The sequence below is a fragment of the Chitinophaga sp. genome (assembly GCF_035538455.1).
Lineage (GTDB): Bacteria > Bacteroidota > Bacteroidia > Chitinophagales > Chitinophagaceae > Chitinophaga.
In genome coordinates, this window is sequence record NZ_DATLKJ010000088.1 from 1 (window position 1) to 16,184 (window position 16,184).

Sequence of the window (16,184 nt, forward strand, 5' to 3'; positions counted from 1 at the left end):
AAAATGGACAAATCATGTTCTCTGGATCGTGGCTCACAAGCCCAAAAAATGAGTAGAAACAAAGCCGTTGATATCATTTAAAACAAGATGATATCCTTTGTAAGGATTTGAAATGCAAATCAATACATATGACGAGGAATCTACGTTGAGTAGGTAAAGTTACTCACTGACCTACTCACCGGATTACTCTGCTGACAACTTGAAATTCTTTGAAATAAGATGATATGTGCGGAAAATGAAAAAGCCCGCAGATACAATATCTGCGGGCTTTCCGGCATATCGCGTAACAAAGCGTTACAATGATTTTTGCCTTTAAGTCGGGGCGGCTGGACACATTTCGAACTTTTTTCTTGCTGACCTAATCAAAACTGAAGCCTTGGGCAAAAGTTTTTTAAAAAAGTCTTTCTTATAAGAAAAAGGGAAGAATGGTATGAACATTTAGTCCTAATGGATATTACTAAGCCTATTGGCATTATTGGGGGTGTTCTCATATAAATTAAATATTTAACACATATATAATATTGATAGAAATAATCTATATTTAGATTAAATACATCACTGGTATGTCAAAAACTAAACTCCTTATAAAAACATTGGAAGCATGTGAAAAACATGAATTTGATAAAGTGGTAAAATCATATCTCAAAGAGGTACAAGGGTTCAAAAGAGTAGTATTAACAGATGGGAAAGACGACGTTGGATTAGACATGCAAAATGGAGAATTATTTTCAGAGAAGATACAATACCAACTTACGACTCAAAAATCCAATACCCCACAAGAAAAAAGCAATTTTAAAACGAAAATTACCGAAGATCTTGAAAAAGCGAGAGTAAATAATATAGATTATGGATATTCCAATATTCTTTTCTTTTTTTATTCACAAACACTTACGCAAAAATCGATCAGGGAATTTGAGAAATTGGCCATATCTAGCTTCGGTATAAACTTAGTACTTGTCGATGCGAACCGATTAGCTGAAGAGAGTGAAGATTATCTAGAGTTGCAACGGTCAATTTTAAATACTATTGAGCTGGATCACACTCTAACAGACAAATCTCTATTTCCCAATGAGGAAAAAAATCTAATTTTTGATTTGTTTTCCTTTGGTAAACCATCTGATTTTAAACTCCAAATAGTCGAGTCGTATGTCTTACAAATTCTATTTGAAAAGAAAGAGTGCTCACAAGAGGAAATTATTACAAAATGCAAAGAGAAGTTTAAAGTCAATGATATAGATATCTTTATACAAAAACTATTTGCAAGGCTTCAAAGTTCTAAGAAAATTACTAAAAACCCAGAAAAGCTAAATTTCATTCTAACAACAGAGGAACAAAACAGAATTAAATCTTTAACAGATATATTTAACAAAGAAGAAACAGCATTTGTGGTCGGAATAAATAATATCCTTTCAACGCACAATCAACAACAGCATTTAACTGATTATATACAAGAACTTAAGAACATCTATTCAAATAATTTTTCGTCTGATCTGCAATTTATCTTAGAATCGAAGCCAGACGCAGATCTATTTAATATTTCTAGAAGCTTTTTAACTTTTATTACCAATAATCTCGACAAAAAATACGACCCGAAACAACTTGCATTGAGATTATTTGAATATTGTCAAACTAATACATTTCTTCAGAAATTCTGTGCTGGAAAAGTTTTCGGGAGAGAAAATAATCTAGATAAAATTGAAACATATGTTAATACAAAAAAGAAAATCTATATAGACACCCCTATTGCTATTCATGCACTATGTTACTTCTACGAACAAACAGCTACATACAAAAATTATTTCTATCAACTTACTAAATCTCTATTAGAGTTTTGCAAAAAAAATAAAATAAAATTATTCTTGATAGAAAATTATGCATGGGAGGTGCAATCTCAGGTCAGAGACGCGTTAAACCTAATTCCTTTCACAGAGTTACCTAACTTTGAAAAGTTGGGGCGCTCACGAAATCCTTTCTTCAATTATTTTTTACACATAAAAAACAACTACGATTCACAACTTAATTTCTCTGATTTCTTCTCTAACTTGAACTTATCTTCTTATGATATACATACTAAGCACAACCAACTGATACAGGATTACTTATTAAATGTTGGGGTTCATGTTGAAAAAATTGAAAATCACTATGACATTGATGAACCCAAATTTCTATTTCAAGAAGAAATGACTAATGCTAGAGAAAAAACATTCTTCGCTTTAAATAATGATGCCCGCTTAATTCAATATTTGTCAGATCCAGACCCTGATGTACAGCCACTACAACCAATATTTTTAACATGGGACAAGTCATTCTTTAAAGTACTAAAGAGATATTTCAACTCCAACTTTACGGGGAAAAGGTGGTTCCTTATGACTCCCGGTAAATTCATAGATCAATATTCATTATTACAATTTACTCTAGACGGAGAAAGCCTAACCAATGAATTACTTGCATTAATATCAGATGATTTAATTACAACTGCACATTCTTTATTGGATTCCATTCAAACAATTCTGAACCCACGGGACGAAATAGGTAGGCAATATTTAAACAAGCTTGCAGAAATCAGAGACAATGAAATTTACAGAATAAAAGAAAATGAAGTAATGCCTCCAGAAGATCTAGAAGGAGAAGCTGTCATTGACGATGTATTTTACAAACTGACAAGATATTATCTGGATGACAACCAAAAGCTCATTAGCTTTAAACGCCTATTTACTCAAAAAGAATACATCAATGATATTATCCAAATATTGGATAACGCAGTTAATAATACGTACAGTTTAAACAGAATAGCTGACACAGTTTACATAGAATTTAACACTTTGATTGACAAACTAAATTCTTCAATTAATCATCCCAATACCTAAAAGAAATTATCATTAGAAAAGAATCCTTAAACTCAAAAAGACAAAGATTTAAGCTGGAATAGTTTCGATTTAATCTGACAGTTAGGGTTAATTTTAAGTAACCACACTTATTCATTAACCCATAAACCGTCAGAAATGAATACAGCAGTAAAGTTAATTAAAAACAAGGTAGGGCTATTGAAATTAGCCGAAGAACTGGGCAATGTTTCCCACGCATGCAAACTGTTCGGTTATAGTAGGGACAGTTTCTATAGGTTCAAGGAATTGTACGATGAAGGAGGAGAATCGGCCTTGCAGGAGATAAGCAGAAAAAAAGCCATTATCAAAAACAGAATCGAACCACAGATCGAAAAAGCAGTGGTATCGATGGCTATAGAACAACCTCAATATGGCCAACTCAGAGCCAGTAATGAACTGAAGAAACAAGGCATTTTTATTTCACCCGCTGGTGTACGATGTGTCTGGTTACGACATGTGCTGGAAACCTTTAAGAAGCGTTTAAAGGCCCTGGAAGCCAAATCTGGAACTGAGGGGCTGATCCTAACTGAAGCCCAGGTTGTGGCCCTGGAAAGAGCCAAAGAAGAGAAAACAGTGCATATTCCGGACAAAGTGAACCACCCTACCGGTGCAAAGTGAACCACTTATAAAGCACATCCAATAGCATTTTCAAAGTTAGTTAGTTTTTGCTTTACGTTTAGATTCTCCCTTAAGTTCTATTTTATGCATGCGGGCTGTCAATCTGTCCATAATAGCATCTGCGATAGTAGGTTCATTTAGATAATCATACCATTTGCTCAGCGGTAGCTGAGCTGCTATAATTGTAGACCCTCTTCCGTACCTGTCTTCCATAATCTGTAATAAGGTAAGCCTCATATCATGAGTAAGCGGCTGCAGTCCAAAGTCATCTAATATCAGCAAGGGTGTTTTAGCCAAATGATTCAACCATTTTACATAAGATCCATCCAGCCTGGCGGTAGCCAGGGATTCAATAAAGCGATTCATAGAATAATACTGTGTACGATATCCAAGGGAGCAAGCCTGACGCCCCAATGCGCACGCCAGATAGCTCTTGCCGCAGCCAGTGGAACCGCTGATTATAATGTTTTCAGACTTCTCAATAAATGCCCCATCACAAAGCAGTTGCAGTTGTTCAGTAGTAAACCCTCTTGCTGCGGAGCAGTGTATTTGTTCTAACAATGCCTGGTAACGTAGCTTAGACAACCGCATATATAAGCTAGTTCGTTGCTGACTACGATATCCTGATTCAGCTTCCACAAGCATTGCGAGCAAGGCATGGGCTTCAGGTTGTTGATGTAAGGGGAGGTCCAGTAACGCTTCATAACGTCCGGCCATACCATGTAGTTTTAGTTGTTGTAGCTGTGTGACTGTCTGTTCTGTGTTCATGTTAAATTTTGCTTTTATAGTACCTATTATTGTTGATTGAATACGATGCGGGATTGTTGTTATTCAAAAGCAGTCTTTCCTCTGAGATTATCATGGAGTGGTAGTTGAAATGATGTCTTACTATTATCAGGAAGTGATTGACGATCCAAATTGTTTGACAGAATATTATTAATGATCCTGTAAGCATATGTACCGCCTTCCAAAGCTCGCTTACAAGCAGCTTCCAGACGTTCGTTGCCATAAGTCTTCCCTAATCTCAAAAGTCCTTTACAGGCAAGGAAAGCCTGTTCACTAAATTGTCTGGTTAGTAGTAACTTATCTATGTACTGGCTGGTAGCCGTACCAATAGCAGTGGCTTGCCTTCGAAAATAATCAGGGTCCCAGCCTTGCTGGTACTGCCGGTGTGCTTCAGGCATATGTTCTTTGCAGGTGGTGTAGCCATGGCGCTTATAACTTCGTTTATGTAATGCAATACGTTGATGTGCATGATAAATCTCTACAATATCAGTATCATATACAGCCTTGACTGTTTTACCGATATAAGAACAGGGAACACTATAGTAATGCCAGTCTTCTCCTAACACGATATGATAATTACGCTGCACCTTTGCTTCAGCGCTATGCTTCAGCAAAAATGGGTGATCCGGTAAAGGTTGCAATAGAGATTGTTCCTGTTCTTGAAATAACTGGATACGACTGTATTCCTTCCTGTGCATCGAGCGGCTATTATGTAAACTAAGTTGTTCTGTAACGGCTGCACTCAGCTCTTCCAGGCAGAAGAATACTTTATCTCTTAATGGTGCATATATACGCTGGTAAGCTAGTTTTACAGCACCTTCTACTGTCGCCTTATCTTTGGGTTTGGCTACCCGCGCTGCCAGCAATGTGATATTGTAATGCAACGCCCATTGCTGTATCATATCTGTAAACACAGGTTCATAACGACAACTCTTACTTACTATCTGCTTCATGTTGTCAGTCTTCAGGCTGATAGGAACGCCCTCAAAGTATTGTAGACAACTGTTCAATGCCTTTACTAACTGGGGAAGCGTGGCATTAGGCATAGCTACAACATAGCTATAGCCACTACAAGGTAACACACAAACCAGCACGGGACAATAGATAACCTCACCTGTTTGACGGTTGGTATAGCAGAGTTTATCCCCTGCAAAATCAATCATCATCATCTGACCAGGAGGGTGTTCAAAATGCATAGAAGGGTCCCTGATATTACTATGGCGGGTTAACAAATCACAGAACTGTGAGTAGCCATAGCCATCCGGATACTGTTGAAGATACTCCTGCCATAGCAGTTGTCGGGTAACGCCGGTACGTTTAAGCTCAGTAAGAAAATAACTGACCCTGTCTTCAAAAGCCTGTCTGCGCTCATCCTTGACGGGTAACTCTACGGGGTTATAAATAAGTTCACTAAGAGCTGCATCTTCCAGGGCCAATAGCTGTTGCCAGCTATAAGTAGTGGCTTTTAACCGTTGAAGATAATGACGCACTGTATTGCGTGATATACTTAACTGAAGGGCAATCTGCCGTTCAGAAGAATTACGTGATGAATGCTGAATAATACTGCGTACAATATGCATCTCTATAACCTTGTTGGCCATTGCTACCCGGTAATTTTTACCGCAAAGCAATGAATTACTGAATAGATGTGCTTTTGTATGCGCTTTATAAGTGGTTCAGTTTGTGCCGGAATGACAGCAGCAATAACCATACAGGGTGGTTCAATTTGCTCCGGAATCTTCGTTAATCTGGACAATAAAACCACTACAGGTGGTTCAATTTGCCCCGGAATGACTGGTTCACTTTAGACTGGAATTAGTGGTTCACTTTACTCCGGATTATACAAAAACAGCCCGTGGAGAGATTGAAACACATCATCCGGGGTATCTGGGAGCTCAGGATACCTACTATGTTGGCACCATCAAAGGAGTTGGTCGAATTTATCAGCAGACATTCATTGATACATATACCAAAGTAGCTTTTGCAAAGGTCTATGACCGCAAACATGCACTGATAGCCGCTGATATGCTAAATGATAAAGTATTACCATTCTTTGAAGAACATGGCATCAGATTACTGCGTATACTCACGGACAGAGGAACTGAATATTGCGGTGCCCGGGAACACCATGAGTATGAACTATATCTTGCCCTTGAAGACATCGATCACAGTAAGACCAAAGCCCGCAGCCCGCAGACAAATGGTATCTGTGAACGCTTCAATCGAACTATCCAGGACGAGTTTTACGCAATTGCCTTCAGGAAAAGAATCTATTCTTCCCTTGAGCAGATACAGGAAGATTTGGATGCATGGATCAATGAGTATAATACTAATCGCACCCATACTGGCAAATATTGCTTTGGCAGGACACCATTACAGACTTTTGAAGAAACGTTACATTTGGCAAAAGAAAAGCAGCTGGATGATCTACCTCCAGCCGCCTAAAAATTTATCCTACTGTCGGATCAAATCGGAGCTTTTACATTTAAGCACCCCTTTCAGTTTGTTTAACGTAAATTCTTACACAGTTTCAGTTAACTACCTACTTGTCTGATACGTTTTAATTACCTTTTCATCGACAACTATGGGTATTGTTAAATTATTTGTAGGCTGTTGCCTTGGGTTATTTTGACCTAATTTATTTATACTTTCCAAAGTAGCTTGGTAAACCACTATGTTTTCTTTTATACTGTGCAAAATTGCATTATATTGATTCATTTTTCTATTGAAATCTAGGTCTGATTGTGGCGTAATATTTTTACCTGTAGAATCAATGATCTCAGATTTTAATTTAGCTTCTGTTGTCGTGATAACAATTGGTATGATTATATCCATTGAATTAGACCATATCAAAGTGCTATCTAAACTACATAGGGCAGAATATTGATTATTAAGTACAAGTTTTAAATTATTAATTTTTAAATCAGCAGCTTCTCTTTGTTGCCTTTTCTCTTGCTGGTTAAGATACATGTTGAGTGATGGAGTATAATCTTGTGACAAAAGTTTTAAAACTTCATTCACTGATGAATCCACACTTGAATATGTCTTTTCTCTTAAATATCTATAATCCGCGTTTATGCCAATAGGCTGAACAACTTCAACAGAGGAACTTGGCAATTGAAAATCGACATCCGCGTTGAATTGGACCATATTGTATTTTCTTGCGGATATTTTTATTCTATCAACAACATAAGCGGAAGAAATAAATAATAATTGGTAATCACCTCCACCTAAGCTGTTTTCCTTTATTACATCTATGCAAGAGCATATGAAATCACTATTTCTAGGGTCAATCAAAATATCTATCACATTCTCACTACTGGCTTGCCATTGCTCGATGTGTGCATTTTGAATATCATAGATTAATTCAAGAATATTCGACTTTTCGAAAGATGTAGAAAGGGATTGAAGAAAAGGGATTCCTGAAGCACGCAATTGGGCAGCGTTATTACAATTAACAATATTAGTCGTATTATAACATTGTACATTAGTTCTACGAATATTATCTTGATTTCTCCATGTTAACGGCAACAGGTGCATTACATGATTATTTTTCAAATTAACAAATAAAAATGTTCCTAATGGAGGCAAATTATCCTGTGAATATTGAGTACTATCCATCAAGAATTTCCAAACATTATCATTTTTCAGTTTCATGATCTCTTCGCTAAGATCTACGATATTTATTTTGTCTAAAACTGGAAGTACTAACTGAAGATCATTTTCGCTTTTTGAACTTAGCCTATCATGCGATTTTACTAACGGAAGCGTCTCTAGGCCATTGCTATTAGCTATAATTTTTAGTTGTTCACCTTTTCTTATCTTGTAATAAAATCTTTTGACTTCATTTGGATTTATTGTAAATAAAAACTCAGGGGGGGCTTTTTCTACATTTTTGAACAATTGAGTATAAACTTGTAGCTGTTGTGGAGTAGTGTTAGTGAGTTTAAAAGAGAATTTTTCAGCCAGGGAATTGTTCCATATAAATAATGTAAGCATGAATGTAAAATACTGTTTCATGGTATGTATGTTTTTGGGGTGAAGGTTAAATAAATATACACAATATAATAAAAATTCTACATGCAAATCGTAATAGATTTAAATAGTAGTTACTTATTCCTTCTGCTTACAACAAGAATTAAATACCCAAGCAAATATTTTTCGATATGACCTTGATGAAAAAGGCTATGCTCCATTGGTTCATTCTTTTCCCATATTTACATTAGTTTAAATGAATATTGCCGATTAACTTGTTCTAAAATACTAACTCCATTCAAATTTGTTCTGTTTTCCATTAAGAACACATATTATGGAAAATGGAAAGAGCATCAAGCAAAATGAAATATTTTGATAAAATCTCCAAATGTAAAAATGCATTAGAGCCACTTTCCAAATATTTTTGAAGCCAGCAAAACCAAAGCGAATTATTCTTCACTTGATCGTCATAACAGTTCAAGCCAATATTTCAAAATAATCCTTATTTTTATTAAAAAGTGTTGCCGCCAATTTGTTAGTTACCCTAATAGTTCCTGGCGTATTCCTTATATACCTTTCTGATCCGTTTCCCTGTAAGGAAACTTAAATTGCTCTATTATGGCTACAGAGAATAAGGGGTTTGGAGCGTTATTTTCTGAGAAGAAAAACCAGCTGGACCATATCCAGAAAAGCATGGCAAATGTGTTGCCATCATTTCCCGGCATGCCTGCCGCCAAGTATTTCGATTTAGGTATCGGCATTGACTTTCATGATACGGTATTCCCGCCGGCTCCACTGCTGCCGGTTCCGCATATAGGGATGATATTCGATATTATTGGGGCCATCATGGGCGCTATTGCCAGCGTAGTACCACCACCTCCCCCGCCGCCGGAAGTGCCGGAGGGCGAAGAGCCTCCCCCACAACCGTTTTCACTGGCCAACACCGCAAAGATGCTGGTGCATATGCTCAGCCCGTCTGTAAAAGTACATGGGCAGTGGATAGCCAATGCGGGTACTACTATCCAGCATCTCCCGGCTATCATTACACATCTGCCCTTTCCCATTGTGAAACCAATGGCTTCTTCTGAAATGTGGATGGGTAGTTCTACGGTGCTGGCCGATGGTGGGCCATTTTCCACGCAATTCCATCCTGCACTGTCTTGTAATCTTGTCGGGATACCTGCCCCTTTTCGCCTCAGCAAGCCTAAAACTAAGATGGCGCTGATGGCCCCGACTTCCGTGCTGCTGGTGATGACATCAGCAGGGAAGCCGGTACTGGTTGGTGGTCCGCCGACTATTGATCTTTTCCAGCTGATGTTTAAGTTGGGATTAAAAGGAGTGACTAAGCTGGCAGGGAAGGTCATGCAGAAATTCATTGATAAAATAAAGAGTCGCTTTCCCAGGCTGGCAGAGATTCTACAGAAGGTCAAGTGTAAAGTGTTCGGCGAGCCAGTGGATACTGTAACGGGCAGGGTGATTGCCAGCAATGTGGACTTTGAGCTGCCCGGCCCTATTCCTTTTGTATGGAAAAGAAATTATTACAGTGATGCAGATGTACCGGGACCATTGGGCTACAACTGGCATCACAGCTACAACATGAGCGTGTACGACCTGGGCAATGGCTTTTTCAGCATCAGGTTGCGCGACGGCCGCGAAACCGTTATGCCGGCACTGGCTCCGGGCGAACGCTATTTCAACAGGATAGAGCAGCTCTGGTGGCATAATGATGGCAAAGAATATTACCTGGAAGAAATTACTGGCAACGAATACCACTTTGCCAGCAAACGTGCTCCTGATGGAAGCCATCCGTTAGCGGAAATCCGCGATAAGGTCGGTTTCAGGATTACGTTTAAGTATAACGGTAACGGCTATCTCGAAGAAATAACAGACAGCGGTAACAGGAGATTGCAGGTGGATACGGATAAAGAAGGAAGAATTACATGTATCCGTACTCGTAATGGGGCTGAAATAATAAAGCTGGTGCAATACGCCTATGACGAGGATGGGAACATGATCAGCACCACCAATGCATTGGGTGTAAGCAAGTATTTTCATTACAAAGGCCACCAGCTGGTGAAGCTCACCAACCAGAGCGGCATGAGCTTCTACTGGGAGTATGATGGCAAGGGCGAAAACGCCCGCTGCGTGCGTACCTGGGGCGATGGCGGCGTGCTGGCCTATCATGCCCGCTACGAAGAAGGCAAGACCATCACCACCAATAGCCAGGGCCATACCACTGAGTATTACTATGACCACAGCAAGCTGATATACAAAATCATCGATGGCAAAGGCGGTGTCACCTACCAGACCTACAACGAACATCAGGAACTGGAAGTAATGGTAGACCCCGAAGGCAACACGATCAAAAATTGCTACGACGAACAAGGCCAGCTCACCAAACATATCAACGAAAACGGCGAAGCCACGCTGTACTTCTACGACGAAAACAGCCGACTAACCGGTGTAAAAAGCCCTGGTGGCATGCGATTGAGCTGGTCGTATAATGATGTGGGGTTGCTGGAAAGCAAAACGCTCGCCAACGGCGACGTGCTGCGCTATGCATACGAAGGCATGCACCTGCATCTCATCATTCACAGTAGTGGCCGCGCTTTCACTCTCCATTATGACGAACAGCACAATCTTTCGGGGCTTATCACCCCTGAAGGTGGCCGCTACGCTTGGAAATATGACTCCCTGGGACATATAGTGAAAGAAATAGCCGACAGCAGTTACTGGTATGAATATGCCTACGATGCCGCCGGCAATATGATCCGCCTGGAAGAGGCAGACGGCAACATCCATACCTTTAAGTATGATGCTTCGGATAACATGATCAAAGCAGAAGATGGACGCCGTGAAGTCTCTTTCACATATGGGCCATTAGGTAAGCTTACAGGTCGCAGTCAAAATGGCATCAGCGTAAGATTTAACTACGATACCGAGTTACAACTGCGCAGCATCGCCAACGAAGGCGGTGAATTGTACCGCTTTGAACCGGATGCCAACGGTAACATCATCCATGAATGGGGCTTTGATGGCTTGCACCGTGAATACCAGCGCGATGGCGCAGGCCGCATACGCAAAGTACTTCGCCCCAATAATCAGTGGACCGCCTATGACTACGACGGCGTAGGCCGCATTGTTCGGGAAGAGCACAACGATGGCAGCATCACCGCCTATGGCTACAACAAAGACGGATTACTCACCGGCGCTTTCAATGAAGATGGCGCCATCACGATAGAACGGGACTCTTATGGCCGTGTAGCGAAAGAAATACAGGGCGTTTACGAAGTAATACGACAATACAATGAAACCGGTAACAGCACCTTCATCGGTAGCAACCTGGGAGCCGCCATCACGCTGGAACACAACGCAGCCGGTTTCCTGGAAAAGATGCAGGCCACCGTTGGAGAAGCGGGCTCCTGGCAGGCGCAATGGCAGCGCAACAACAACGGACTGGAGCTGCAACGCGAACTGACTGGCGGTGTCACCGTTCAGACACAGCGTGACAAACTCGGCAGAGTACAACGCCAGACAATCGGTGTGCATAATGTAGAGCAGAGCCGCACCCGCTATGAGTGGGGACGCGTGTCACAACTGCGCCGCATCGTGAATGAGATCAGCGGCACACAGGCACAATTCTCTTACGATGAATTTGACAACCTGGTAAGTGCTACCTATTCCAAACAGGACGGCAGCACTGCAGAGACGATCTACCGCGCACCGGATAAGCTGGGCAATCTTTTCAGCACGCTCAACCGCACCGACCGCAAATACGGCAAGGGCGGTCGTTTGCTGGAATGCCCTACCTACTACTACCATTATGATGCAGAGGGCAATCTCACCTTCAAAGAATTTAAACACAACAACAACGCCTCCGCTGTTGACCGGCGTGTATATCTCAAAACGAGAAAGATAGCATCAAGGGGAAGCCGTACTGGATGGATATACGAATGGAAATCCAATGGCCTATTGCGCAGTGTGCTCACACCTACCAATACAGAGATCATCTTCAGCTACGATCCGCTGGGGCGTCGTATTGCGAAGGTGAATAAGCGCCAGCAACAGGTAACCCGCTGGGTATGGGATGGCAACGTACCGCTACATGAGTGGCGCTACAACGGTGATTATCCGCCACATGTACAATCCTCTGAAGACGGTGACCTGCAACAACAGGAAGAACCAGTTGAAAACCTCATCACATGGGTATTTGAGGAAGGCAGCTTCATTCCATGTGCCAAACTCCAGGGAGAAGAACAATACAGTGTCATAGCCGATCATCTTGGTACACCTACCCACGCCTTTGATGCCTCTGGCAACAAAGTATGGCAGCGAGAGCTGGACTGCTATGGAAAAATTCGTAAGCAGCATGGAGATAAAGCATTTTGTAACTATCTTTATCAGGGCCAATATGAGGATGTAGAGACAGGATTGGCGTATAACCGCTTCCGTTATTACTCAGTAGAGGAAGGGGTGTATATCAGCCAGGACCCGATTGGACTTGCAGGAGGGAAAAGTACCTTCTACAGCTATGTGACTGATACAAACTTCTATATAGATAAAGCCGGTCTGGAAGAAATTGTTGGCGCTCTTTTTGAAATGGGCGGCAAAGTGTATCAAGGCACTAATCCTACAAATAGAGTTCCCCGTGTTGAAAGTGATATTTCAGAATTAAAGGATCTCGGTTATGTAAATGCGAATGAATTTAGCATGCATGCTGAAATCGACGCAATGACCCAAGCGAAAAAAGCTGGACATTTTGGAGGTAAAGCTACTTTAATGGTTGAAGGCTTACCTGTCTGCGGAAATTGCCGGCCAGCTGTACTGGAATATGCCAAATCTATGGGTATAACCGAGTTAGAGGTCCATGAGCTAAGTACTGGTAAAATTTATAGATTTAAAGGCGACGAAATACAAATGGTTAAGAATGGTGGAAAACCATGGAAAAAAGCAGAAGTACATCACTAAATTATATAAAAATGATTTTTGAATGTAATAAGATTGAGTATAACAATAGTATTAACTGGGATGAATTTGTCAGCATAACTTTTGTTAAGGGCATTAATTATGTCTCAATCACGTCTATAGTTTACGAAGATGAAATAAATATCGAGGTAGATGACCAGGTTAACTGCCTTAACCTTTTAAAAGATGATTTTATATACAGCATTGAAAATAGTTTGCTGAAAGTAAACTTACAAAATGTAACGTTTAGGAGCAATCTTACATTTGATGATATGGATATTAAACTTCCCGATAACACGGATCTTTCCAAACTATCAAGTGCATTAAAGATTTTAACACAAGTCACAGAATAATTAGCCCCTGCAAGTGATCTTGCAGGGGATTACTTCATCAAAATGATTAAAAAAACTGCAATAGCCCCAACAAGAGATCTTGTTCGGGGATTCATTTCAAATCAAATCAACTTGTAGATTGAACCTCATTTTGTGCCACGACATTCTTCTGGAACCATTCATTCAGGCGGTGGATCTCGGCACAATAAAGTGAACTTATTTTGTCCTTTTCTGCATTACTTAATGGAGCAACACCCCTATTTTTTCTGTCTAAAACATCTTTAGCCCTCATTTTACGATAATAGGTAGGTGGGCTCCACCGGCATTCCGCACTCACTTTCTTACGGAAATTAGTAATTGCTTTTGCAAGCTGCTTATGCATAGCAAGTAGAAGGTTTTCCCTTATTGATCCAGTTGTATTACTAGTTTCCATGCCTTAGATTTTGGTTATTATTGTTAAGCGCCATTTTATGCTTCTCATTCAATTGCAGCAATTCCTCATTGAACACTGCTGATGCCGTTTCCAATACTCTTGTTACTTCCTTTTCAAGTCTAAATAACTGCAGGTCGTTTATTTTATATTTATAATAACGGGCATTAATATATGCCTTGCTGAGTAAGGTAAAGAGCATTTTTTCGTCGGCTGTCTCATTCGGAAAAATACTGGCCACCTTTTCTGTACACTGTTTACTAAGTTGTATCAACTTAAATAGATTGTGAGTTACCATTATGTTTCCTGTTAACGAATATAGAAGCGTTGTTATAGCCTGCTCAACAGCCTGATGCAGCATAAATGCCGCTATCTCTTTATGATTGGCCTGTGCTAAATACCTGGCTCCATCAAGGAACGCTTCAGCTTTACTAAGACGCTTGCCAAAATCCCATCGCGCTTTTCCTTTAATATTCCAAAATTTATTGTTTCTAACTATCGGGGGCGTCGCCTGGCCATTACTGTATACCAGATATTTCTGCTGACAAATGGAGGAGAAGAAAATATGCCCCTGTTCAATCATTTTATTTACATATCCCGCCCTGTGAACAGATATAACAACAGGGCATATACTTTTACACGATGTCTGAATCAAATCAATATAATGCTCAAACGGAAGAAGAGCCGTATCGGGCAATACGACAAAAAGGTTCATTATCTCATTATCTCCATCAACAGTTTGAGATACGTTTGTTAGAAAAATTTTTTCAGGCTGAACTAAACTATTGATAGTTGAAATCACCCTATCTAACAGCAACTGGTAATTAGAAGCGGAATTGACAACAGTATCAGCATCCATTTCTTTTGGATCAACATTTATCTCAGAAGATGGCTTCCTGGTTGGGAGTGTTGTCATACAACTTACAGCATCCAACAGTATGCTTAGTTGTTTATAAAATGAAAAAAACTCGTTTGAGACTTCCTTTTTCCTATTCTCACCACTGGTAAGGTCAGCTTCAAGTAACCCCCATAAATAGCTACGGGTCTGAGCCAATGAATAATTATAAAAGAAACTCCGCACTATATCAATCGGTTTAGTCTGTTGGTCCAGCTTAGTTCTGCTGAAAAATAGCTTACGAAGGGTAATTATGTCTGTATTCATAAGAAAAGCCTTGAGATAAACTGGTTTAAGAATATGTCAGCATCAATCAAATTTCTTGTAGTTCTTTTTCCTGATCCGCTTTCTCGGCAAGACGTAACGGAATTGTATATAGTCGTAATACTTCTTTAAGGCTTTCACAGAAAATTCTATAAACTTTTTCTCCTCTTCTGCAGTCATGACAACAAGGCCTGCTACCTTTCTGTAATACTTAGCTTCATCCCAACCCAATGTTTCACAGGTCTGTGTACGTATGTATACAGGTAGACTGGCCAACCTATGCAAAATATCCTCTGAAGGGACATTGGTTTCTGGTTGTGACGGAAATATCTCCTGTAGTTTAATGAGTAGATCAAATGACGGAGATGTATTCATATTGGACAATATTTAGTTGTGAATCATTATATGCAACAGTATTATGAATCAAGTGTCGCTTCTCCGCTGCTTAGATCCTCTTCTGGAGAAGGAAACATGTAAAACTGATCGAGATGGTGCTCTGTTAAATCCAGGAATACAAAAAAGGGCTGCATATCTTCTACAAGTTCAAGGAACCAGTAGGACCTATCAATTCCTATCAATAGAAAGTAATCCATTATCAGATTTCGTAGACCTCTACTCAACCTGCTTATTTTTGATTGGGCTATAAGGTCAATGAAAGCCTTTTCTACTGCAGGTATCATTACAGACTTTACTTCGTTCATATGGTATAGATTATGGTTGTAAATGCAACAGAGATTGTTCAAGTATTGTAGTAACCTCGTGGTGAAAGCCTGTGATGTATGCAAGTCTCAACATTTTACGCACCACTAACCGGTGAGCCAACCTCATGTCTAAACACCCTACATTAGCCAGATCAATTGCTACTGAAAGGTTACAATAACCTCGTATAATTGGGATATTGATTTCCAGAGCCAGACGCCTCGCCAAATTCATCAGTTCGGCCTCTAACATTTTTTTCTCTCCATATCCCATTACCCTGGATTGATACCAGGCTTCCACATTTTCCAACCTCTTATATATGTCACAGAAAGCCC

Annotated in this window: 10 protein-coding genes and 2 pseudogenes; 5 read left to right on the forward strand and 7 right to left on the reverse strand. The window is 40.0% G+C overall.

The genetic code is table 11. The features are described 5' to 3' along the window. Positions 1-563 precede the first annotated feature (563 nt). Positions 564-2,867, forward strand: coding sequence for a hypothetical protein (locus tag VM802_RS10080; protein ID WP_325529934.1), 2,304 nt, complete (start codon positions 564-566; stop codon positions 2,865-2,867). A gap of 135 nt (positions 2,868-3,002) precedes the next feature. After that, positions 3,003-3,455: pseudogene (locus tag VM802_RS10085) on the forward strand (helix-turn-helix domain-containing protein); the annotation flags it as partial. Between the two features lie 84 nt (positions 3,456-3,539). Here the strand turns inward: VM802_RS10085 and istB are convergent. Next, positions 3,540-4,271 (reverse strand): IS21-like element helper ATPase IstB, encoded by a 732-nt coding sequence (gene istB, locus VM802_RS10090; protein ID WP_325529936.1) that lies wholly within the window; start codon positions 4,269-4,271, stop codon positions 3,540-3,542. Positions 4,272-4,330: 59 nt separating this feature from the next. Further along, a complete protein-coding gene (istA, locus tag VM802_RS10095) occupies positions 4,331-5,890 on the reverse strand; it encodes an IS21 family transposase (RefSeq protein ID WP_325529939.1) in 1,560 nt (519 codons plus the stop codon). 250 nt (positions 5,891-6,140) lie between these two features. On the opposite strand from istA, the pseudogene VM802_RS10100 reads away from it, so the two are divergent. Beyond that, positions 6,141-6,734 (forward strand): annotated as a pseudogene (locus VM802_RS10100) (integrase core domain-containing protein); the annotation flags it as partial. 93 nt (positions 6,735-6,827) lie between these two features. Here VM802_RS10100 and VM802_RS10105 read toward each other — a convergent pair. Beyond that, positions 6,828-8,309, reverse strand: a complete 1,482-nt coding sequence (locus VM802_RS10105) for a hypothetical protein (protein ID WP_325529941.1) — start codon at positions 8,307-8,309, stop codon at positions 6,828-6,830. A gap of 573 nt (positions 8,310-8,882) precedes the next feature. On the opposite strand from VM802_RS10105, the gene VM802_RS10110 reads away from it, so the two are divergent. Both VM802_RS10110 and VM802_RS10115 read left to right on the forward strand, forming a co-directional pair. After that, positions 8,883-13,232, forward strand: a complete 4,350-nt coding sequence (locus VM802_RS10110) for a DUF6531 domain-containing protein (RefSeq protein WP_325529942.1) — start codon at positions 8,883-8,885, stop codon at positions 13,230-13,232. After that, positions 13,205-13,582 carry a hypothetical protein gene (locus VM802_RS10115; protein ID WP_325529944.1) on the forward strand — a complete coding sequence of 126 codons (378 nt, stop codon included), beginning with the start codon at positions 13,205-13,207 and terminating at the stop codon, positions 13,580-13,582. Before VM802_RS10110 ends, VM802_RS10115 begins: the two co-directional genes overlap by 28 nt. A 106-nt stretch (positions 13,583-13,688) precedes the next feature. Here the strand turns inward: VM802_RS10115 and VM802_RS10120 are convergent, their stop codons facing one another. From VM802_RS10120 to VM802_RS10135, 4 genes are read right to left on the reverse strand one after another with little or no spacing between them, the layout of a single operon-like run. After that, positions 13,689-13,994, reverse strand: a complete 306-nt coding sequence (locus tag VM802_RS10120; RefSeq protein ID WP_325529946.1) for a hypothetical protein — start codon at positions 13,992-13,994, stop codon at positions 13,689-13,691. After that, positions 13,984-15,153 carry a HEPN domain-containing protein gene (locus VM802_RS10125; RefSeq protein WP_325529948.1) on the reverse strand — a complete coding sequence of 390 codons (1,170 nt, stop codon included), beginning with the start codon at positions 15,151-15,153 and terminating at the stop codon, positions 13,984-13,986. Before VM802_RS10125 ends, VM802_RS10120 begins: the two co-directional genes overlap by 11 nt. Before the next feature lie 42 nt (positions 15,154-15,195). Continuing rightward, positions 15,196-15,525, reverse strand: coding sequence for a hypothetical protein (locus tag VM802_RS10130; RefSeq protein WP_325529950.1), 330 nt, complete (start codon positions 15,523-15,525; stop codon positions 15,196-15,198). Positions 15,526-15,566: 41 nt separating this feature from the next. Then, positions 15,567-15,851 carry a hypothetical protein gene (locus VM802_RS10135; RefSeq protein ID WP_325529952.1) on the reverse strand — a complete coding sequence of 95 codons (285 nt, stop codon included), beginning with the start codon at positions 15,849-15,851 and terminating at the stop codon, positions 15,567-15,569. Between the last annotated feature and the right edge of the window lie 333 nt (positions 15,852-16,184).